General features: G+C 63.2%; 18 protein-coding genes. 3 read left to right on the top strand and 15 right to left on the bottom strand.

Annotated features, from left to right (window positions below):
- Positions 1–26: 26 nt before the first annotated feature.
- From ACVOKO_RS09835 to ACVOKO_RS09810, 6 genes are all read right to left on the bottom strand, one after another.
- The gene (locus ACVOKO_RS09835) at positions 27–1,046 is read right to left on the bottom strand and encodes an AAA family ATPase (RefSeq protein ID WP_346498745.1); all 1,020 of its coding nucleotides are present in this window, start codon (positions 1,044–1,046) and stop codon (positions 27–29) included.
- A gap of 102 nt (positions 1,047–1,148) precedes the next feature.
- Entirely contained in the window at positions 1,149–3,029 is a 1,881-nt protein-coding gene (locus ACVOKO_RS09830) for a type IV pilus secretin PilQ (RefSeq protein ID WP_346498744.1), read from the bottom strand.
- A gap of 19 nt (positions 3,030–3,048) precedes the next feature.
- On the bottom strand, positions 3,049–3,579 hold the full coding sequence (locus tag ACVOKO_RS09825; protein WP_430980750.1) for a pilus assembly protein PilP: 531 nt from the start codon (positions 3,577–3,579) through the stop codon (positions 3,049–3,051).
- A 2-nt stretch (positions 3,580–3,581) separates the two neighbouring features.
- Positions 3,582–4,247, bottom strand: coding sequence for a type IV pilus inner membrane component PilO (locus tag ACVOKO_RS09820; protein ID WP_346498743.1), 666 nt, complete (start codon positions 4,245–4,247; stop codon positions 3,582–3,584).
- Positions 4,244–5,020 carry a PilN domain-containing protein gene (locus ACVOKO_RS09815; protein ID WP_346498742.1) on the bottom strand — a complete coding sequence of 259 codons (777 nt, stop codon included), beginning with the start codon at positions 5,018–5,020 and terminating at the stop codon, positions 4,244–4,246. Before ACVOKO_RS09815 ends, ACVOKO_RS09820 begins: the two co-directional genes overlap by 4 nt.
- A complete protein-coding gene (locus ACVOKO_RS09810) occupies positions 5,020–6,078 on the bottom strand; it encodes a pilus assembly protein PilM (RefSeq protein ID WP_346498741.1) in 1,059 nt (352 codons plus the stop codon). The genes ACVOKO_RS09815 and ACVOKO_RS09810 overlap by 1 nt, the downstream gene beginning before the upstream one ends.
- Positions 6,079–6,292: 214 nt before the next feature.
- On the opposite strand from ACVOKO_RS09810, the gene ACVOKO_RS09805 reads away from it, so the two are divergent.
- Both ACVOKO_RS09805 and ACVOKO_RS09800 read left to right on the top strand, forming a co-directional pair.
- Positions 6,293–8,731, top strand: a complete 2,439-nt coding sequence (locus ACVOKO_RS09805; protein WP_346498740.1) for a penicillin-binding protein 1A — start codon at positions 6,293–6,295, stop codon at positions 8,729–8,731.
- A 74-nt stretch (positions 8,732–8,805) separates the two neighbouring features.
- Positions 8,806–9,432: a hypothetical protein gene (locus tag ACVOKO_RS09800; protein WP_346498739.1), complete on the top strand. Its 627-nt coding sequence runs from the start codon at positions 8,806–8,808 to the stop codon at positions 9,430–9,432.
- A gap of 179 nt (positions 9,433–9,611) precedes the next feature.
- On the opposite strand, the gene ACVOKO_RS09795 is transcribed toward ACVOKO_RS09800, so the two are convergent.
- From ACVOKO_RS09795 to ACVOKO_RS09765, 7 genes are all read right to left on the bottom strand, one after another.
- Entirely contained in the window at positions 9,612–10,886 is a 1,275-nt protein-coding gene (locus ACVOKO_RS09795) for a citrate synthase (protein ID WP_346498738.1), read from the bottom strand.
- Between the two features lie 278 nt (positions 10,887–11,164).
- On the bottom strand, positions 11,165–11,407 hold the full coding sequence (locus ACVOKO_RS09790) for a type B 50S ribosomal protein L31 (RefSeq protein ID WP_057629116.1): 243 nt from the start codon (positions 11,405–11,407) through the stop codon (positions 11,165–11,167).
- A gap of 99 nt (positions 11,408–11,506) precedes the next feature.
- Positions 11,507–12,442: a nucleoside hydrolase gene (locus ACVOKO_RS09785; protein WP_346498737.1), complete on the bottom strand. Its 936-nt coding sequence runs from the start codon at positions 12,440–12,442 to the stop codon at positions 11,507–11,509.
- A gap of 65 nt (positions 12,443–12,507) precedes the next feature.
- The gene (gene recG / locus ACVOKO_RS09780) at positions 12,508–14,637 is read right to left on the bottom strand and encodes an ATP-dependent DNA helicase RecG (RefSeq protein WP_346498736.1); all 2,130 of its coding nucleotides are present in this window, start codon (positions 14,635–14,637) and stop codon (positions 12,508–12,510) included.
- A gap of 167 nt (positions 14,638–14,804) precedes the next feature.
- On the bottom strand, positions 14,805–17,210 hold the full coding sequence (locus tag ACVOKO_RS09775; protein WP_346498735.1) for a TonB-dependent receptor: 2,406 nt from the start codon (positions 17,208–17,210) through the stop codon (positions 14,805–14,807).
- A gap of 79 nt (positions 17,211–17,289) precedes the next feature.
- The gene (locus ACVOKO_RS09770; protein ID WP_346498734.1) at positions 17,290–18,477 is read right to left on the bottom strand and encodes an SO2930 family diheme c-type cytochrome; all 1,188 of its coding nucleotides are present in this window, start codon (positions 18,475–18,477) and stop codon (positions 17,290–17,292) included.
- A gap of 9 nt (positions 18,478–18,486) precedes the next feature.
- Positions 18,487–19,716: a parallel beta-helix domain-containing protein gene (locus ACVOKO_RS09765; protein WP_346498733.1), complete on the bottom strand. Its 1,230-nt coding sequence runs from the start codon at positions 19,714–19,716 to the stop codon at positions 18,487–18,489.
- A gap of 120 nt (positions 19,717–19,836) precedes the next feature.
- Between ACVOKO_RS09765 and ACVOKO_RS09760 the strand changes: the two genes are divergently transcribed.
- On the top strand, positions 19,837–20,874 hold the full coding sequence (locus ACVOKO_RS09760) for an AraC family transcriptional regulator (RefSeq protein WP_346498732.1): 1,038 nt from the start codon (positions 19,837–19,839) through the stop codon (positions 20,872–20,874).
- Positions 20,875–20,931: 57 nt separating this feature from the next.
- On the opposite strand, the gene ACVOKO_RS09755 is transcribed toward ACVOKO_RS09760, so the two are convergent.
- Together ACVOKO_RS09755 and ACVOKO_RS09750 are read right to left on the bottom strand one after the other, a co-directional pair.
- Entirely contained in the window at positions 20,932–21,315 is a 384-nt protein-coding gene (locus tag ACVOKO_RS09755) for a RidA family protein (protein WP_057629049.1), read from the bottom strand.
- A gap of 81 nt (positions 21,316–21,396) precedes the next feature.
- Positions 21,397–21,625, bottom strand: a 229-nt coding sequence (locus tag ACVOKO_RS09750; RefSeq protein ID WP_346498731.1) for a hypothetical protein, incomplete at its 5' end; no start/stop codon positions are given.

Here is a 21,625-nt window from a genome sequence, read left to right as displayed (position 1 = left end):
TGTGGCGAACATTGGCACACCCGGCCTCAAGGCAGGGGCACGCATTCAAGCAGGGCTGCCACCAGGCGCTCACCATCCCAACCTTCGGCCGCGGCTTCGTAACTGGGCAGCACGCGATGGCGCAGCACATCCGCGGCGACGCCGCGGATATCGTCCGGGGTTACATAATCGCGGTTGGCCAACCAGGCACGGGCACGGGCACAGCGCTCCAGCGCAATCGAGCCACGCGGGCTTGCACCCCAGGCGATGCGCTTGGCGAGCTTGGCGTCATAGGCGCTGGCGTCACGCGATGCCAGAACCAGCGCAACCAGATAGCGCTCCAGCTGCGGCGCCATATGCAGCTCCAGCACTTCACGGCGCGCCTGTTCGATCTTCTGCAGCGATATCTTCTCGGTCGTCGAGGGCTGCGGGCGCATTGCGCGCAGGGCGCGCTCACGCGCCAGCCGCAGAATTTCGGTTTCGGCGCTGGCGTCCGGGTAACCGATGCGCACATGCATCAGGAAGCGATCCAACTGCGCCTCGGGCAGAGGGAACGTGCCCTCCTGTTCGATCGGGTTCTGCGTTGCCATCACCAGGAACACATCCGGCAACGGATAGGTGTTGCGCCCAACCGTCACCTGGCGCTCGCCCATCGCTTCGAGAAGGGCCGACTGTACCTTGGCCGGGGCGCGATTGATTTCGTCGGCCAGCAGGATCGGATGGAAGATGGGCCCGGCCTGGAACTCGAAACGGCCCTCCTGCGAGCGCCAGATATCGGTACCTGTGAGGTCGGCGGGCAGCAGGTCCGGAGTGAACTGGATGCGCGCGAAGCTGGCATCGATCCGCGAGGCCAACGCCCGGATGGCGGTGGTCTTGGCCAGCCCGGGCGCGCCTTCCACCAACAGGTGGCCATCGGCCAGCAAGGCGGTCAGCAACCGGTCGACCAGCAACGACTGGCCAACGATTTCGCCGGCCAAGGCGCCGCGCAATGCAGTGAATTCCTGGTGCAGGCCGCTGTCGCGGACCGGGGCATCAGCGTGGTTGGGCAGTTGGGGAGGCAGGTTCATAGGCGCAGTTTGACTGATCTACGATGAAATGGTTCCAAACGCCGGCCAGTAAAAAAAAAAGGGCCGCGATACGCGGCCCTTTTCCTTAACTGTAACAGGTGCTTACTGGGCGGCCTTGGCCACGCGCAGGATCTTCGGGGTCACGAAGACCAGCAGTTCGGCCTTGTCCTTGCTGCGACCACGCTTCTTGAACAGATTGCCAAGGAACGGGATATCGCCGAGGAACGGGACCTTGCTGACGCTTTCCTGATCGGTGAACTCATATACACCACCGATCACCACAGTCTGACCGTCATCCACCAGAACCGCGGTATTGATTTCACGGCGATTGATGATCGGAACCACGCCGAAGTTGGCGACAGGCAGGTAGCGATCGACCTCGTCCTTCTTCACGTTCATGTTAAGGAAGACACGGTTGTCCTGGGTGATGGTCGGAGTGACCTTCAGTTCCAGCAGCACTTCCTTGAACTGGACGTTCGGCGTAGCTGCAACACCACCGGAACCGCCAGTGATGGTGACATAACCGATTTCCTTACCCTGCTTGATCACGCCCTCGCGCTGGTTGGCGGTGACGATACGCGGGTTGGAAATGACTTCACCACGCCCCTCCTCCTGCAATGCCGACAACTCCAGATCCAGATTGAAGTTCGCACCCAGCAAGGTGTAGGCAAGGCTCGGCCCCAAACCATTGGCCGTGGTAAAGCTACCCGCAGGCAGATTGACGTTGAGCCCACGATTGGCGTTACCCACCCCATTGGTGGTGCTGCCTATCGTCGCCTCGTTGTCACCTTCGTTGTAGGTGCGCTTGCCGCCGATACCGAACTTCGCACCCAGATCGCGGGCGAAGGTGTCGTTGGCAATCACGATGCGGCCTTCGATCAACACCTGATCCACCGGACGATCAATCACACCGATCAGTTCACGCATCTGCGCGACCTTCTTCGGGATATCACTGATCATCAAGGTATTGGTGCGCTCATCGGCAACCAGGCGACCACGCGGCGACAGGAAGCCATTCTCATTCTGGCCACCACCACCCTCACCACCGCCGCCGCCGATGCCCTTGGCTTCGGTCAGTGCTTTGAAAATAGTGGTAGCGCTGTGGTAGTTGATCTGCACGTAATCGGTGATCAGATCCGAGCGGTTCTCGATCGCGATGCGCGCATCTTCCTTGTCCTGCTCGAACTTGGCCAGCTCCGGCTGCGGTGCAACCCAGACCACGCCACCATCACGACGCTTGTCCAGGCCTTTGGCACGCAGCACGATGTCCAGTGCCTGGTCCCACGGCACATTGACCAGACGCAGGGTCACATTGCCCTGCACCGTGTCAGAGGCGACCACGTTGAGATTGGACTCCTCGGCAATCAACTGCAGCACGGTGCGCACCGGCACGTCCTGGAAGTTGAAGGTCACCGGACGCCCGCTGTAACCACGCGCCGCCACGGTAGCAGCAGCCTGGGCGACAGTCTTGGAGGTCACCGCACCGGTAGCCACGTCGGCCTTGCGCGGAGTGATCTCGACCACATACTCATTGCCGGTCTGGTAGGCCAGCGAGTCGAATGCGCCGTTGGTGCTGAGCACCAGCTGCGAACCCTGCCCGGACGGCTTGGCGTCAATGCGCTGTACCGGCGTAGCAAAATCAACCACATTGAGCGGCCGCTGCAGTTCAGCCGGCAACACGGCATTGCCAACGTCGATCACGACGTTGTTGCCCTGGTTGCGCAGGTCCGGGCTTGCACCCTGGCCATCGAACTGCATGATCAGCCGTCCCGTACCGTCATCGCCGCGTTTGAAGTCGATCTTGGTAACGGAAACCGCCTTCACTGCCTGCTGGGTGGCTGCGGCAGCGCCGCCGACACCCGCAACAGGTTGTGCTGCGAAGGAAGAGCCGCACACCGCTGCCAACGCCACTCCCAGGGCGCAGACGCGGACCAGTGCATGGCGCCGGATGGGACGCAGGCTCAGGGCTTTGGTAAAAGTCATCGTGCTATCCCCTAATCAATCAACGATCGTCCAGTGCAAGCGAGGCTGGGCGTTCCAGCCAGCCACCTGCACCGTCCGGCACTAGTTCAATCAACTCGATCCCATCTTCGCGTACGCCGGTGACACGACCATCGCTCTGGCCCATGTACACCCCTGGACGTACACGGTAAGTGACCTTGTCCGGCCCCATCACCAGTGCAACGGCAGCAGCGCCGTTACCGATCGTGCCAACCATGTCCAAGCTGTCCAGCGGGAACGCTTCGAGCGGTTCCTTGCGACGGTTCGGATCTGGCCGCAACTGGCTGTTGCCGTCATCGGATACCCAGGCATCGCTGAATGGGTCGCGCAAGCCTTGGGCCGAATACTCAAATGTTTCGAACTGCTGCATCACCGGCAAGGGCGGCAGTGGTTCGGCCGGACGAGCGCGTACATCGGCAGTCCATTTCTCAAGATTCGGCGCGTCGCCCGGTGTGCTGGTGATGCCACGGGCGCAACCGCCCATCAGCAACACACACACCATGCCCAGCGCCAAGGAGGAAGTTCTACGCATGATCACTTACCTCCCTTTTTCTTGGCGTCGGCGGCAGCCGTCTTTTCCTGCTCAGCCAATTCGGTGTCATCCAGATAACGATAGGTCTTGACCGTGCCGGACAACTCCAGCGCACCACCGGGGGTGATCACGCCCTGCCCGCCCTTGGGCTTGAGGTTGATGTCGTGCATGGTCAGGATGACCACACGCGGCAACGAGGCCACACCGCTGACGAAGGCACCGAACTGGTGGTAGCTGCCTACCAGACGCAGGGCGATCGGCTTCTCGGCGTAGAACTCCTTCAGGGTCTCATCGCCGGGCTTGAACAGTTCGTTGTTCAAGCCGCTGGACAACGCGGTCTGAGAAACGTCGATGATCAGGTCCGGCATCTCGGTCTTGCTGGGCAGCTGCCGCAGCATCTGCTGCAGCACCTGCTCCATCTGCGCCAGCTGCAGCTTCAGCGGCTCCAGGTTGGCTGCGCGTTTCTGCTCTTTTTCGAACTCATCGCGCAGTGTGGCCTCTTTGCTTACCAGGCCCTCCAACTCTTCGCGCTGGCCACTGACGACCAGCAGGTACGACAAGCCGATGATCAGCAGCGACAGCAGCACGCAGAACACGATCTTCGCGTTGCGTGGCCAGGCGCCGATATTGTTGAAATCCAGCTCTTTGGCGTTGAATTTCTTGCTCACGAACGCGCCTCCTTCTGCGCCGGCGCTGCCGGTGCTGTCTCGCCCTTGGGCTGCTCAGCCCCTGCAGCAGGGGCCACAGGAGCGGCCGGTGCCGTGCCTGCAGGAACGACAGGTGCCGTTGTACCCGGAGCAACCGCTGCGGCAGCCGGGGCCGGAGTAGAAGCTGCGTCGACAACGACAACACCGCCGTCCTCGGACTGACCTTCACCCGGCGTAGGCAACTTCACCTTGAGGGTGAACACATACGGCAAGGACTTGATATCGACAACGCTGCCGGTCTTTTCCTGGGCGCGCGCCTCGATGATGGTCAGCTCCGGGCTGGTCATCCAGCCGGAGGTCTCGAGGTTGCGCATATAGGCGCTGACGCGGGCGTTGGACTGCGTGCGGCCTTCCAGGGTCAGCGTATCGCCTTCCTGCTGCAACGCGGTCAGCACCACGCCATCGGGAATGGTGCGCACCAGCGAATCGAACAGGTGCACCATCTGCGAACGCTTGCCCTGCAGTTCCTCGATCACCTTCTTGCGGTCGAGCAGACGCTTTTTCTGCACGTCCAGGCGGTCGATTTCCTTGTTCTGCTCCTTCACCTTGGCGATTTCCGCATCAAGGTAGGCATTGCGCTCGTTCTGCCCGCTGATCTGCTGGCTGAAGAAAACCCACAGCAAGCCCGACAGCACCACGCCACTGAGCGCGGCAAAGCCCAGCATCCCGTAGAACTCACGTTGACGCTGTTTGCGGCGCTCCTCGCGCCACGGCAATAGGTTTATCCGTGCCATCAGTCAAACCCCCTCATGGCCAGACCCGTCGCGATCATCAGCGCCGGTGCATCCTGGTTCAGTGCATGCGCCTGGACCTTCGGTCCCAGCGTCATCTGTGCCAAGGGATTGGCTACCGATGTGGCCACGCCCAGCTGCTCTTCAACCATGGTCGGCAAACCGGACAAGGCAGCGCAACCGCCCGCCAGCACGATGTGGTCGACACGGTTGAACTCGCTGCCGGCATAGAAGAACTGCAACAGGCGGCTGATCTGCTGCACTGTCGCCTCCTTGAACGGCTCCAGCACTTCAACCTCATAGCTCTCCGGCAAGCCCCCCTGGCGCTTGGCCAGTCCGGCTTCCTCGTAGCTCAGCCCGTAACGGCGCATTACTTCGTCGGTGAGCTGCTTGCCGCCGAACACCTGTTCGCGGCTGTACAGGCTGCGACCGCCGCGCAGGACGTTGAGCGTGGTCATGGTTGCGCCGATATCGACCAGCGCCACCACGCCATCACTGGGTACAGCCAGTTCGCTGGCAACCAATGCAAATGCGTTCTCAATCGCGAACGCCTCCACATCCATCACCTTGGCGGTCAGCCCACCCAGCTCCAGCGCGGACTGGCGCAGCTCCACGTTCTCCGAGCGCGAAGCGGCCAGCAGTACCTGCACCATTTCTGGATTGTTCGGCACTGGACCCAGCACTTCGAAATCGAGGTTTACTTCGTCGATGGGGTACGGGATGTAATTCACCGCCTCCAGCTCGACCTGTGCTTCCAGGTCGTTTTCGTCCAGATCCGCCGGCATCGGGATCACCTTGGTGATCACCGCAGAACCAGCAACAGCGGCGGCCGCCCCCTTGGCCTTGCTGCCTGAACGCGCAACAGCCCGACGAATCGCTTCGCCGACTGCTTCAACTTCGACAATGTTTTTCTCCACCACCGCATTCGGCGGAAGAGGTTCCACGGCGTAATGTTCCACGCGGAAACGGTTACCGCTGCGGGAAAGCTGCAACAGCTTTACCGCAGTCGAACTGATGTCGACGCCAATGATGGGCGTCTGACTCTTTGGGATAAGCCCCACGGATTCTCCCCTGCCGACGGGCACTTGGACGCAAGTGTTGCGCCGGCGCATTAATAACGTTTTTTCAGCAAATGGCAACCACCCGGAATGCGAGACGCGATCTGCATCACGCCGCCCAGCTGTATCTCATTTGCTCTCCCCAGGACGCGGCCCCAGCCGCTCCCCTGCGTAATCTATACTCTGCGGCTACAAAAACCGCAATCGGGACTTCTGGATGCCACGTTTTCGTCGCTGGCTGCGCTGGCTGCTGGCCCTCTTTGTCGCCTTCTCCCTGGTCGGCGCCATCGCCCTTGGCTCGCTCTATTACGTTGTCTCTTCCAAGCTGCCGGACGTGCAGGCGCTGCGCAATGTTGAATTGCAGGAGCCAATGTATGTCTATGATAACGAAGGGAAATTGATGGCGGTATTCGGCGAGACCCGCCGTTACCCGGTGCAGATGAAGGACGTCCCGGAGCGCCTGAAGCAGGCTTTCCTGGCCACTGAAGACGCCCGTTTCTACCAGCACGACGGCATCGATTACAAAGGTATTGCACGCGCTGTGTGGCTGATCGCCCGCACCGGCTCCAAGGACGGCGTACCCGGCGGATCGACCATCACCCAGCAGGTTGCGCGGCAATTCTTCCTCAGCAGCGAGGTCAGCTACACCCGCAAGTTCGCCGAAATCCTGCTTGCGCGCAAAATCGAGAGCGAGCTGAGCAAAGACGAGATCTTTGAGCTGTATCTCAATAAAAGCTTTTTCGGCAACCGTGCCTACGGCATTGGCGCCGCCGCCGAGTACTACTACGGCAAGAAGCTGGCCGAGCTGGACCTGGATGAAATGGCCTCGCTGGCCGGCATCCCCAAGTTCCCGTCCAGCGGCAACCCGCTGAGCAACCCGGAGCGTGCCCGCCAGCGCCGTGACAACTACGTGCTGCAGCGCATGGCCGATCTGGGCTACGTGAGCCAGGCCGAGGCGGACGCCGCCAAGGCCGTGGCCATGCATGCCAGCCCGCACGAGCCACCGGTGCAGGTCTACGCGCCGTATGTGGCCGAACTGGTGCGCCAGGAAATGATCGCCAAGTACGGCGGCGACGTGCTCAACAAGGGCTATCACGTCACCACCACCATCAATGGCCAGTTGCAGGATGCCGCCAACACCGCAGTGCGCGACGGCCTCATCACCTACGACCACCGCCACGGCTGGCACGGCGTGGAGCAGCATTTCGACGTGGCTGCCGATGCCGACAACACCGCGCTGGCCCGGCATATCGCCGGCATCCCGGCGCAGTCGGGCCTGCAGCCGGCGGTGGTTTCGGCCACTCATGCCGATGGCGGCATCACCGTGGTACTGGCCGACCGCAGCGAGCTGGTACTGCCGGTGGCCGCAAGCCGCTGGACCAACCGCAGCCCCGCCAAGCTGGTCACCCGCGGTGACATGATCCGCGTGCGCGCCGGCAGCAAGGAAGGCGAATGGCTGATCGACCAGATTCCGCGCGGCCAGAGCGCACTGGTATCGGTAGACGCTGAAAGCGGCGCACTGCGTGCCCTGGTCGGCGGCTTCAGCTTTGCCGGCAACAAGTTCAACCGCGCTACCCAGGCCCGGCGCCAGCCCGGCTCCAGCTTCAAGCCCTTCATCTACGCTGCCGCATTCGACAAGGGCTTCAACCCGGCCTCGATCGTGCTGGATGCACCGGTGGTGTTCCGCGACCGCCGCGGCAAGACCTGGCAGCCGCAGAACGATGGCGGCGGCTTCCGCGGCCCGATGCGCCTGCGTGAGGCCCTGGTGCAGTCACGCAACCTGGTCTCGGTGCGCCTGCTCGACAGCATGGGCGTGGACTATGCGCGCAAATACATCAGCGAATTCGGCTTCCAGGAAGCCGAACTGCCGCCGAACCTGTCGATGTCGCTGGGCACCGCTTCGCTGACCCCGTTGTCGGTGGCGCGCGGCTACGCCGTGTTCGCCAATGGCGGCTCGCGCGTGGACACCTGGATCATCGACGAGATCAAGGACCGCGACGGCAACGTGATCTTCAAGGAAAACCCGGCCATGGCCTGCCGCGGCTGCGGCGGCACCTCGACCGCCGGTGCGGCACCGGTCAGCCAGGTCGTGGACGGCTTCAATTTCGGCGCCGAGGCAGCACCGGCGCCGGTTGCCGCCAAGCCGGCCGAAGCCAAGCCCGAGGCGATCGAAGCAACCAAGCCGGTGAACCCGAACGCCCGTACCGCGCCGCGCGCCATCGATGAACGCACCGCCTACCAGCTGGTGTCGATGATGCGTGATGTGGTCCAGCGCGGCACCGGCACCGCCGCCAAGGTTCTGGGCCGCGAAGACGTGGGCGGCAAGACCGGCTCCACCAACGACCACCGCGATGCCTGGTTCTCCGGCTTCGGCGGCCCGCTGGCAACCACGGTCTGGGTTGGCCGCGACGATTTCCGCTCGCTGGGCTACCGCGAATATGGCGGCAAGGCAGCACTGCCGATCTGGATCGACTACATGCGCGTGGCATTGAAGGACGCCCCCATCGCCAAGAACGATCCGCCCTCGGGCATGGTCCAGGCGACGCTCAACGGCGCTACCGAATGGGTCAAGACCGAAGACCTGGACCGCGTACAGGACTTCGACTTCGGCCAGCAGGACCACGCCACCGACGACGCAGCCTTCGACATTTTCTGATCGAGCCGGCAGGTGGCGGGCGCAAGCCCCGCCACCTGCCTACAATCGGGCCAGCAGCCACCAGGTAGAGCCCGATGCCGTCATCGTCACCGCACTCCCTCCCACGCAACGCCCGCGAACGGCAGCTGATTGCGCAGGAAGCCGCTCGCCTGATCGCCGAAAGTGGCATCCATGATCTTGAACACGCACGCCGCAAGGCCGCCAGCAAGCTGGGCATCAACAGCGAAGCCCTGTGGCCACGGCTGAGTGAGATCGAGCAGGCGCTGCGCGAACACCAGCTGCTGTTTGCTTCTGCCAGCCAACCCGGCGCGCTGCGCCTGCATCGCGAGTCTGCACTGCAGGCCATGCAGTTCCTGCAGGCCTTCCAGCCACGTCTGGCAGGCGCAGTATTGAGTGGGCTTGCTGCCGGCAGCAGCCCGGTCATCCTGCATCTGCACTGCGATGACCCCGACGCGGTACAGCGTTTCCTGCACGATCAGCGCATTCCTGCCGAACCACGCACCTGGTCTTTGCGCCTGGCCGGGCATTCCTCAAGACAGCTTTACCCGGGCTGTGAGTTCGCCGCCGATGGCATCGCCTTCGAACTGGTGGTGTTGCCCGAAGATGGCCTGCGGCAGCCTCCGGTATCGCCGGATGACGGCAAGCCCCTGCCACGCGCGACAGTGGCGCAGCTCAAGCAGCTGCTGGCGCAGGAAGCGTAAGAGCACGGTAGTGCCGAGCCATGCTCGGCAGAGGCCTTACCGGCAAAGCTCCTGCCGAGCATGGCTCGGCACCACAGAGCTACCAATCTGCGCTTGCGGGAGAGAAACACAAACAAAAAGCCCCGCCGAAGCGGGGCCTTTTGCGGTAATGGTAGCGGCGCATCACTGCGCCACGGCCATTACTTGTAGTCGCGCACGTCGTGGCCGGTGTAGACCTGGCGCGGACGGCCGATCTTCATCTCCGGATCAACCTGCTGCTCCAGCCAATGCGACACCCAACCCGCGGTGCGGCCCAGCGCGAACATGACGGTGAACATCTCGGTCGGGATGTTCAGTGCCTTGTAGATGATGCCGCTGTAGAAATCGACGTTCGGGTACAGCTTGCGGGCGACGAAATACTCGTCCTGCAACGCAGCCTGTTCCAGCTTGATCGCCACGTCGAGCAGCGGATCCTGCACGCCGAGCTGGCCGAGCACCTGCTTTGTCATCTCACCGATCACCTTGGCGCGCGGGTCGAAGTTCTTGTAGACGCGGTGGCCGAAGCCCATCAGGCGGAAGCCCGAGGTCTTGTCCTTGGCCTTGACCACGGCGGACTCGACGTTGTCGGCCGAACCGATCTCTTCCAGCATCTTCAGCACGGCTTCGTTGGCGCCGCCGTGTGCCGGGCCCCACAGCGCGGTCACGCCAGCGGCGACCGAAGCGTACGGGTTGGCGCCGGTGGAACCGACCAGACGCACGGTCGAGGTCGAGGCGTTCTGCTCGTGGTCGGCATGCAGGATGAACAGCAGATCCAGTGCCTTGACCACGTCCTTGTTCAGATCGTACTTGCCATCAGCCGACTCGAAGGTCTGCTTCAGGAAGCGGCTGACGTAGTCCAGCGAGGTGTCCGGCTTGTTGGCCGGCAGGCCTGCACCGTGACGGTAGATCAGGGCCGACAGGGTCGGCACCTTGGCAATCAGGCGCACGGCAGCCTGGCGGCGCTGTTCGGCGTCGTCCAGATCCAGTGCAGCGTGGTACTTGGCCGACAGCTGCGCGATCGAGGCAGCCAGGATCGCCATCGGATGCGCGTCCTTGGCAAAGCTGCCGATCAGCGTGTTGATGGAATCATCGACGCCGGCTTCGGCGGTCAGTTCGGCTTCGAAAGCCTTCAGCTGGTCGGCGCTCGGGCGATCGCCATTGATCAGCAGGTAAGCCACTTCGACGAAGCTGGACTTGGCAGCCAGCTGCTCGATCGGATAGCCGCGATACAGCAGCACGCCCTGGTCACCATCGATATAGGTGATGGCGGACTTGCAGCTGGCGGTAGCGGTGTAGCCAGAGTCGTAGGTGAAGAGACCGGTTTCCTTGGTCAGCTTCGAGATATCGACACAGTTATTGCCCAGGACGGGTTTGACGACAGGCAGAACGACCGACTTTTCGCCGGCGTTGAGCGTGACCTGATCAAGATCGGACACAGTGTGCGCTCCTCAAGTGGAAGGCGCCTGTCCTGACGAATGGGGTGCGGGCAGGCGCGTGAAGGAATTCCGCAGTTTTGCACTGCGGTTCCGACGATTATCGCACAGCAGCATTTGCAGATTGCGAAGACAAAAGTCTTATAGCCGGGGATTCAGCGCGACACAGCGTCACACTGGCACTACCGCCAGATTCTGCAATGGTTCAGCCGTGCGACAGGCAAGACAAAACAACGGCCGCGCAGGGCGCGGCCGTTGTCTGTGCAGCAACAACAGTTCTATTAGCGCGCGTAGCGCTTCTGGAACTTGTCGATGCGGCCGCTGGTATCGATAACCTTGTGCTTGCCCGTGTAGAACGGGTGCGAAGCCGAGGAAATTTCAACCTTGACGAGCGGATACTCTTCGCCGTCTTCCCACTTGACCGTATCCTTGGAGGACATGGTCGAACGGGTCAAGAACTTGAAATCGGAGGTCACGTCGTGGAAAACGACGTTGTGGTAATCGGGATGGATATCGGCCTTCATGGGGCTCACACCGTATAGGCTGGTGGTCAAGACCGCCATTATAGGCCCGGCTTGCCGCAATTGGCAAGCCAGCCTCCAATCCCCTTCTTCAGCGGGCCGTTACTCGCCCAGCGCCCGGTGCACCTGGGCTTCGAAGCGGGCCTGATCGTAGCCGATCAGCAGCGCGGTATTGTCCGGCGCGCCGGTCTGGCGGTTCCAGTCGACGATGGTGGCACCACGGCTGCGGCTACCGGTCAGTTCGATCGACAGCGGCCGCTGCTCGACCACCTTGCCACCTTCCGGCTGCAACGCCCAGGCCATCGCCAATGCATCGGCGGCGTACCAACGCTCACCACGACTGTCCTCCGACCACAGCCGGGTCTTGCGCGAGATCAACTCATAGAAGCGCGCCTTGGCGGTATCGGCAGCCAACCACTGCTCGACATCGCGGTGCATCAAACCATGGGCGATGGTCGCCTCCCAATCCGCCACTTCGATAAACGGGAAGGTGCTGAACACGATATGCGCCGCTTCCGGATCGAAGGCGATATTGAATTCGGCAGCAGGCGTGATGTTGCCGTGGCCGGTGATCGCGCCGCCCATCACCACAAAGCGCTTCACGCGTTGCGGCAGGCTGGGATCGAGCTTCAGCGCCAGCGCGATATTGGTCAGCGGGCCAAGTGCAACCAGCAACAACTCGCCTGCGTATTGATGTGACAGCCGCAGGATCGCCAACGCTGCGTGCTCGGCTTCCACCTTGCGTGCGGTCAGCGGCAGGTCCACGTCGCCGAAGCCGTCGCGGCCATGCACGTGCGCAGCATCTTCAGCCGGGTACACCAGCGGATCGGCAGTACCGGCGAACACAGGCACGTCTTCGCGGCCAGCCACTTCGCACAGCTTCAGCGCATTGCGCACGGTGTATTCCAGGCCGACGTTACCCGCTGCCACGGTCAACGCGACCACTTCGTGTTGCTCATCGGCAAAGGCCATCAGCAGTGCGAGTGCGTCGTCCACGCCCGGGTCAGTATCAATCAGCAACGGTATCTTCTTGCTCATCTTCTGCTTCACTTCTGGTTGGTCATGGAGTCTGTCACCTCCTCCATGACAGTGGAAGCATGCAATCAGGCCGATGCGTAGCGCACCGCGCCGCCGATCCAGCGGCGCACGATCCGGTCAGCCAGATCCGGCGCATCGCTGAGCAGACGTTCGGCCAGATCGTGCACGGTTGGCAGCAAGCCCGCATCACGTGCCAGATCGGCCACGCGGAATGCCGCCAGACCGGTCTGGCGGGTGCCCAGCAACTCACCGGGACCGCGCAGTTCCAGGTCTTTTTCCGCGATCAGGAAGCCGTCGTTGGTGAGCCGCATGGTCTCCAGGCGTTCACGCGCCATCGCCGACAGCGGCGCCTGGTACATCAACACGCAGCTGGAGGCAGTGGCACCACGGCCAACACGGCCACGCAGCTGATGCAGCTGGGCCAGCCCCAGGCGCTCGGCGTTCTCGATGATCATCAACGAAGCGTTGGGCACGTCGACGCCGACTTCAATCACCGTGGTAGCGACCAGCAGATCGGTTTCGGCCTGCTTGAATGCGCGCATTGCCGCCTGCTTTTCCGCAGCTTTCATGCGCCCATGCACCAACCCGATGCGCAGCTCCGGCAACTGCGCCGACAATGTTTCAAACGTGGTCTGCGCGGCCTGCGCGTCCATGCGCGCATTGCCCGGCCCGGCATCTTCCTCACTCTCCTCGATCAAGGTGCATACCCAGTACACCTGCCGGCCCTGCTGACAGGCCACGCGGATGCGTTCAACCAGTTCCGGGCGCCGTTCGGCACTGATGGCGATGGTCTGTACCGGCGTGCGCCCGGGCGGCAGTTCGTCGATGGCCGACACATCCAGATCCGAATACGCCGCCATCGCCAAGGTGCGTGGGATAGGCGTGGCGGTCATCACCAGCTGATGCGGCACCACCCCGGCCGTTGCGCCCTTGTCACGCAATGCCAAGCGCTGGTGCACGCCGAAGCGGTGCTGTTCATCGACGATGGCCAGGGCCAGATCGCTGAACACCACGCTGTCCTGCATCAGCGCATGCGTGCCGACCACCACCTGCGCATGGCCGCTGGCTACGTCTTCAAGCACCTTGGCGCGGGCCTTGCCGGTGACTTTGCCGGCCAGCCATGCCACGCGTACGTCCAATGGCTCCAGCCAGCTGCGCAGATTGTTCAGATGCTGCTCGGCCAGCAGTTCGGTTGGCGCAGCCAGGGCCACCTGCTTGCCGCGCTCCACCGCCAGCATCGCTGCCAACGCAGCCACCACGGTCTTGCCCGAGCCCACGTCGCCCTGCACCAGGCGCAGCATGGGATGCGCGCGCGCCAGGTCCTTGCGGATCTCATCGAATACGCGCTGCTGCGCACCGGTCAGCTTGAACGGCAGCGACTCACGCAAGGCCTTGACCAGCCCATCGCGGCCGCGCAGCGCAGGCGCGCGGTGCTGCTGCAACGCGATGCGTTGCCGGCGCAGGCTCAGGTGATGGGCCAGCAGCTCTTCCATCGCCAGCCGCCGTTGCGCCGGGTGTGTGCCCGCACCCAAGGCAGCGATATCCGCATCGGCCGGTGGCCGGTGCATGGTCAGCAAGGCATCACGCAGCGATGGCAGGCCCATGCCGGCGAGAAAAGCCGGCGGCAACAACTCCAGCGCGGCGGCAGCGGGCAAGCGGTCCAATGCCTGCCCGATCAGCTTGCGCAGGCTGGCCGGGCCAATTCCCTCCACCGCCGGGTACACCGGGTCCAGCAGTTCGCCCAGCAGCGCATCTTCGCCATCACCGAGCATGTGGTAGCTGGGATGCACGATCTCCAGCCCATGCTGGCCCGCGCGCGGCGTGCCATAGGCGCGCAGACGCCGGCCGACGGCGAACTGCGCCACCTGCGCGGCGCGGAAATGGAAGAAGCGCAGCACCAGGCTGGCGCCGGAATCGTCGCTGATTGCCACCCGCAGCACCGGCCGGTAGCGGAAGCCACGCTCCACCGCTTCCACCCTACCCTCCACCTGCGCAGCCATGCCCGCCTTCAGCGCGCGGATCGGCAGCAGCGTGGTGCGGTCTTCGTAACGCAGCGGCAGATGCAGCCACAGGTCCTGCAAGGTGCTCAGGCCACGGGCTTCCAGCTTGGCTGCCACCCGTGGCCCAACCCCGGCCAGATGGCTCAGTGGTTCGGTGGATAGATCGAGGGTGGCGAGGTCACGGCGTGCAGACATTGCATAAGGATGCCGTCATGCGCCGCAAACAGAAACCCCGGCGTGGTTGGACGCCGGGGTTCCCTACTCCCCAAGTGCTGATTTACTGCTTTGTCGATTGGCGCCTTGGTGCGGTGTTGCCGGCCCTCACCCCAACCCCTCTCCCACAGGGAGAGGGGCTTTAGCCGTTAGAACTTCACTGTCATCTCCAGGCCGTAGGTGCGCGGGTCGGTGATGGTTGCGCCGACTACGCCCAGCGGGTCGTGGCCATAGGTGTTCAGGCCGCGCACGTATTGCTTGTCGAATACGTTGTTGGCGTACACCGCCCAGTTCCAATGCTTCAGCGGTGAGGTCCAGCCCACGCGTACGTCGGTACGCTGCTGGGATTCACCGATGTTGAGCAGCTTGCTGATGCCGCAATCACCCTGCAGGTCGGAGCCTTCGTTGCAGCGCTGAGCGCCGCGGTAGGCGTGACGCAGTGAGAAGCGCAGCTGGCCGTTGCCCCCCAGGTCAGCCAGATATACCGCGCCGGCCGATGCGCTGAAACGCGGTTCTCCGGTCGGTGCCCCGTCCAGATCAACACCTTCCGGCGTCACGTAGTTCTTGTACTTGGAATCTATCCATTCCGCCGCCGCATCCAGGGTGAGGGCGTCGGTGACCTTCCAGCGCATGTCGAAGTCCACGCCAGTGGCCTCCAGATCGCTGGTGTCGAACACATAGACGGGGATATCGACCGGATTGTTCGGATCCGGGTCGATCAAGCGGATCGCCTGGCGGTTGTCGTACTGGTAATGGAAGACGGACACGTTGTAGGAGAGGCGATCGAAGCTCTGCTTCAGGCCGATTTCCAGATTCCACACGTCCTCGTTCTCGAACGCTGGGCCGATCTGCAGCGCGTTGAAGCCACCGGCCTTGTAGCCCTTGGCCAGCGAGCCGAACACCATGGTGTCGTCGTTGAGGTGGTAGTCGACGACGAAGCGTGGGCTCCAGTCACTCCAGCTCTTCTTGTCACGCACCAGCTTGCCCTTGTTGGCCATGGCCGGTGGATCAATGAAGGCCATGTCGAAGGTCAGCAGTTCGCGGGTGATCGGGATACCCATCTGCGCCAGCGCCTGGAAGAAGCCCACCGCCTCCAGCGTGCCCAGCTTGGCCTCCAGCCCCGGCGCATTGCGCGGCGTATTGAGCCAGCTGAAGTCCTTCTCGTCGCGGGTGTAGCGCAGGCCGAAGGTCAGGTTCAGGCGGTCGGTGGCTTTCCAGATGACATCGCCGAAGGCAGCGTATGAAGTGGTCTCCAGCGTGTTGTTGAAGCGCTCGTTCCACTTTTCGCCGACCAGCGAGATCGGAATGCCGTTCATCTGCGCCAGCATCGAGGTGAAGTTGAACAGGCTGCCATCGGGGATGCCCAACTGATACGCCACACCCATGTTGCGGATGATGTTGTCCACCGCCTCGGTGTTGGTATTGACCTCGCTGGTCTGGCGCGCGTCCTCGTTGAAGTAGCTGGCGCCGGCCACCCAGTCGAAGCGCTCGTTGCTGCCGGAGAACTTGAACTCCTGGTAGAAGGTTTCGTTGCTCTCGGTGTTCTTCGAGTCCACGTACAGGTCGAAGCGGTTGGTACCGTCTTCCTCGGTGTGGTTGGTGGAGTCGTACTGGCGCCAGGAGCTGGTGGAGGTGAAGTTGCCCCACGACAAGGCGTGATCGACGATCAGGCTGACGCCGTCGAAGGTGCGCCATTCGGCGTTGTCGGCATCGCTGTAGGTCTTGATCTTGCGCGGGTCGAGATAGTCGTCCGGGTCCACCGGTACCGGCGGCCGCTGCGGGTACGCCGGCAACGGCACGATGCCGGTGGTGACGCGGCCGTTCTGGTCCAGGCTTTCATGGTCCCAGGTGACGTAGGCGGTGGTGTTGTCGCCGATTCGCGTCTGCCAGGCCGCGCGCGTGGCCCAGACGTTCTCGCCGCCCAGGTCCTTGCCGGTGGCACCGTCCTGGAACCAACCATCGCTGGTGTTGATCAAGGCATTGAAGCGCAGCGCGGAGTTGTCGCCGGTCGGGATGTTCCACATCGCGTCGGCGTACTTCTTGCCGTAGTTGCCCACGCGCACCGTGGCACGCGCCTCGGTTTCGGCTTGCGGCCGGCGGGTGATCAGCGAGATCGCACCGGCGGCGGTATTGCGGCCGAACAAGGTGCCCTGCGGGCCCTTCAATACTTCGATGCGCTCCACATCGACGAACGGCAGCAGCACGCCACCACCGCGCCCGCCGTAAACGCCATCGACGAAGATGCCCACCGCCGGATCGGTACCAATGCCGAAGTCATCGGTTTCAACACCGCGCAGCTTGAACGAGGGCTGGGTCGGCTGTACTGCGCTGATCACCAGGCCGGGCACCAGGCTGTCGATGTCGCCCAGGTTCTCCGCCGCCACGTCATTGAGCAGGCTCTGGTCGACCACCTGCAGGGCGATCGGCACATCCTGTATTTCCTGTTGCCGGCTCTGCGCGGTGACGGTGATGCGATCAAGCGTGGTGGCAGCATCCTCCGTCGCCGACTGTGCCATTGCCGGGGCAGCCGCCCCCAACACCATCAGCCCGGCCATGGCCCGCTGCAAACCAACTACCAGATTCCGTTGCTTCACTCGCATCGCGTTCTCTCCCACGCAGTGAGGTATGCCGGCGTCAGACCGCCGGCGGGCCCGTATTGCCCGGCTGGCCTTCGCCCGCCGAATCGCAGTTTGTCTTCAGCGCATTGATCCATTGCCGGATAAGCGCCACGCCCTCCTTGTGCACCACCGCGCGCCCCACCTCCGGCATCATCACCGCCGGGTCATCGCTGTCCATGCGGTAGGCGATGATCGACGCGTCGGCATCGCCGGGCTGGATGTCGTAACGGCGGTTGCCGGTGCCCTTGCCGGCAGCGATCGGCTGCTTGCACATGCCCAGTTTCAAGTGATCCTGGGTGGGCGCGTCCAACCACAGCCCGGAGGTGATGGCCGGCCCGGTACGGCTGTGGCAGTGCCCACAGTTCACGTCCAGATAGGCGCGTGCGCGTGCCTCCAGCGGCGCCGCCGGGTCGCTGGCATCGGCCATGCGCGGCAACTGGTCCGCCGCCGGCAGGTCTTTCAGATAGCCAAGTTTCGACAAATGCGCGAGCTGGTTGTCGCGGCCGCCGGCATAGTCGAAATCGCGATTGAGATGGCGCGCCTTGGGGCCGATCGGCTGCAGTTTGCGCGAGCGGTTGTCGGTGATATGGCAGCCGCCGCATTGGTTCTGGTCAGGCACCTGATAGGAAAACGCCTCGCGCGCACCATCGGCGGCGACCAGCTCCAGATCGACGCTGGCGCCGGTGCGTTGCAAGCGGGCTTCTGTCTGCGCCTTGTTCCAGACATAGGGCAAGGCCACCCAGCCTTCCTTGCGGTGGACCAGCAGCCGCGTCTCGATCAGGCGTACCTTCGACAGGTCCAGGGTTTCGCCCTGCAGCGACGACTGCGCCGGTGGCGTGCGCGCCACCGATTTGCCGTCGGCCGCGCCAGTAGCGGGCAATGGGTAGTAGAAGGTTTTGCTGAGAATGGTGCCGACCGGGAAATCAAGCGCGTGCTCGGGCTGGTAACCCGCCGCCTGGCCCTTTGGCATCCACACCGTGCGCAGCTTGTGCGCGTAATCACTGAACAACGGCGTGTTCAGGTCATACGGCACCACGCCATCATTGAGTGACAGCCTGCCATCGCGAACACGCAGCACATGCCACTCATCCAGCGTAGCGGGCTGGCCCTGCTCGAAGAAGTGCACCGCTTCCGGCTTGCCGCACCCGGCCAGCACCAGCAAGGCACCGACCAACACCATTCCCCGCACAATCAGCTTGCGCATGCCCAGGCCTCAACCACGCTTCAGGTCGATGGCCGGCAAGCGCGGCAGATCGCATTCGAATGGCTTGCCGTCCTTGCTCGGGTTCTTGTAACCGCCCGGGCCATCGGCGTTGACCACGCCACTGACATTGCGCAGGCAGATCTGCGGGCCAACCTTGACCCCGTCCACCATCCGCTCCTTGTTGTAATAGCCATCCCACAGCACATCGGGGAAGTTCCCGGTCAAGCCATACAACGCCACTTTCAGCGCCTTCAGATCCAGCCCATCGGGCGAGTCACCGCCGCCGGACAAGGTGTTGTTGTGGATGTAGATGCGCTCCGGGTAGGGATCGAAATTGGCCGAGGCGCTGCTGTCCTTGTAGCCGGTGGAATAGACGCTGGAAACGATGATGTTGGTGGTGGCGTTGTCGCGCACTTCATTGTCGAACACCTCGATGTCATCGTTGGAGTTGATGACGATGCCCGAACCGGCCGGCACGCTGGCCACCGGCGTGCCCTTGGCGCCGAAGTTTTCGTGGTTGTTGGCGATGACCTTGTTGTTGAACACGCGGATGTTGCCACCCTGCTGCGACAGGCCCGGCATGTTGAACACCAGGATGCCGCCGGTATTGCCGGTAGCCACATTGTCGTAGACGTCTGCGTTGCGGGTGTTCTCGACCTCGATGCCGGCCACGTTCTGCTCGGCGCGACTATTGCGCACGATCACGCCATCGGACTGGCCGACGTAGATGCCGGCATCGGAGGCGCCGATGGAAATGGTGTTCTCGATCAGCACGTTCTTGGTCAGCACCGGGTAGATGCCATAGGCGCCATTCTTGGTGCTGGGGCCGCCGGTCCACTGCACCTTGACGCCACGGATGGTGATGTTCTCCGACTCGCTGATCTTCAGCCCGTCGCCCTTGGAGTCCTCGATGGTGAGGTTCTCGATGGTGAAGTTGTCGCCATTCACCAGCAGCCCCTCGGCACCGGCCTTCTGCCCTTTGAAGCTGAGCACGGTCTGGTCCATGCCGGCGCCACGGATGGTCACCCCGTCAGCGCGCAGGCTCAGGCTGCGCTCGAACTGATGCCGGCCGGCCGGGATATCGATCACGTCGCCCGGCTTGGCATCGAGCAGGCGCTCCTGCAGGGTGGCCGCAAATGCCGCATCGGCGGCGGCCACGGCCGGCGCGGATGCCTGCTGCTGACAGCCGGCCAAAAGTGCCACTCCGGTGGCGATTACCCAGCTGATGCTGCGCTGCATTATCTTTTTCTCCCATACGCCGGCAGATGTTGGGCGCAGTCTGGCCTTCAGGAAGTGTTCACGCGAAGGGCAAGAACGGCATACTTGGGGGGGCAAAGCGGACAAGCTGGAGGGGCTTGCATGCATCGCAGGAGTGGCGGCGGCGACCGCCTGAGCATCGCCAACGTTCCAACCAACATGCTCTGTGGGCTGTTGCTGCTGGCCGAACAGCTCGGCCTCAACAGCGACAACTGGCTCAACGGGCTGCAATTGAGTGCCACGCAACTCAATGACCCCAGCACCCGCATTTCCTATCGGCAGGCGATAGAAGTGATACGCCGCGCCCTGCCCACGTTTCCCATCACCGGGGTCGGGCTGGCCATGGGCGGCAACCAGAACGGCGGCAACTTCGGCCTGCTTGGCCTGGCGATGAAGACCGCGCGCACGTTCGGCGATGCAGTGCGGATCGGGCTGGATTACCAGCGCAATCTTGGCCCTTTGATGAGCCTGAGCCTGGAGGACAACAACAGCACCAGCTTGGCCATCGTCGCCACGGCGCCGGACGAGGCCAATGACCTGCTGCCCTTCCTATGCGAGGAAATGTTTTCCAGCATCGTGATGCTCGGCCGCGAGCTTGCCGGCAATGAGTTCAGCCCGCTGCGGCTGGAACTGGGCTACCCGCCACCGAGCTGCATCGATCACTACCAGGCCTTGTTCCGCTGCGAACTGCGCTTCAACCAGCCACGCCATGCGCTCGTCCTGGACCAGCGCTGGATGCAGCTGCCATTTGCCAGCTACAACCCGGTCACCTCGCAACAGGCGTTGTCCCTATGCCATGCGCAGTTGGCCACCTTGGCTGGCCGCGGCGAAACCACTGCCGCCGTCGAGCGCCAGCTGCGGCCACGACTGCGTGACAACCCGCAGATGAGTGAAATCGCGCTGGCCCTGCACCTGAGCGAGCGCACCCTGCGCAGGCAGTTGGCCGACGAGGAGACCAGTTTCACCGAGGTACATGACCGGGTGCGCACCGAACGTGCGCTGGAACTGCTGCAGGACCCGGAGCTTGCGGTTGCAGCAATCGGCAACCAGCTCGGCTTCAATGATGCCCGCGAGTTCCGCCGCGCCTTCAAGCGCTGGACCGGGCAAACCCCAAGCGGCACCCGGCTGCCGCCGTCCTGAAATGCAGATGCCCGGTTTCCCGGGCATCTGCGGCAACAACCGGATCCGATGTAAGGATCAGTCGATGATCATGATCGCATCGACTTCGAACGCGGCGCCCTTCGGCAGGCCCGACACTTCGATGGTGGAACGGGCCGGGAACGGGGCCTGGAAGTATTCCTGCATCACGGCGTTGACCTTGGCGAACTCACCCAGGTCGGTCAGGTACAGGCCCAGGCGGACCATCTTGTCGAGCGAACCACCGGCTTCCTCGGCCACGGCCTTGAGGTTGTCGAAGGCGCGGCGAGCCTGTGCGGTCACGTCACCGGCGACGATCTCGCCGGTAGCAGGGTCCAGCGGGATCTGGCCGGAGAAATACACGGTGTTGCCGGCACGCACGGCCTGCGAGTACGGGCCGATGGCGGCCGGGGCGTTGGCGGTGTTGATGATCTGGCGGGACATGGACAACTCCAGTCTTGAAAAGGTGGGCCATTGTAACGTCGCCACCTTGGCGCCTGCCTGACCGGGCCAGGCGGGCTCTGGTCAAAAAATCACCAGCGCCCGCAAAGCCATGCAGCGCAAGGGCTGCAAAGGCTTATCCACAACTTGTGGATACAGCAAGACACAGCCTGTGTGGATAGCGCTACGCAGGTAGAGCCGAGCCATGCTCGGCTGGGGCGTTCCCAGCACATCCGCTGCGGCTTTTGTTTGCGGGCGCGGCGGCACCCGCGAAGCCGATAGGACATCCGGCTGGCGAACATCCCTGTTGCAC

This window comes from Stenotrophomonas sp. STEN240 (assembly GCF_056756175.1).
The sequence above is the reverse complement of the archived record's forward strand: the minus strand, read 5'-3'. Positions and strand labels throughout refer to the sequence as shown.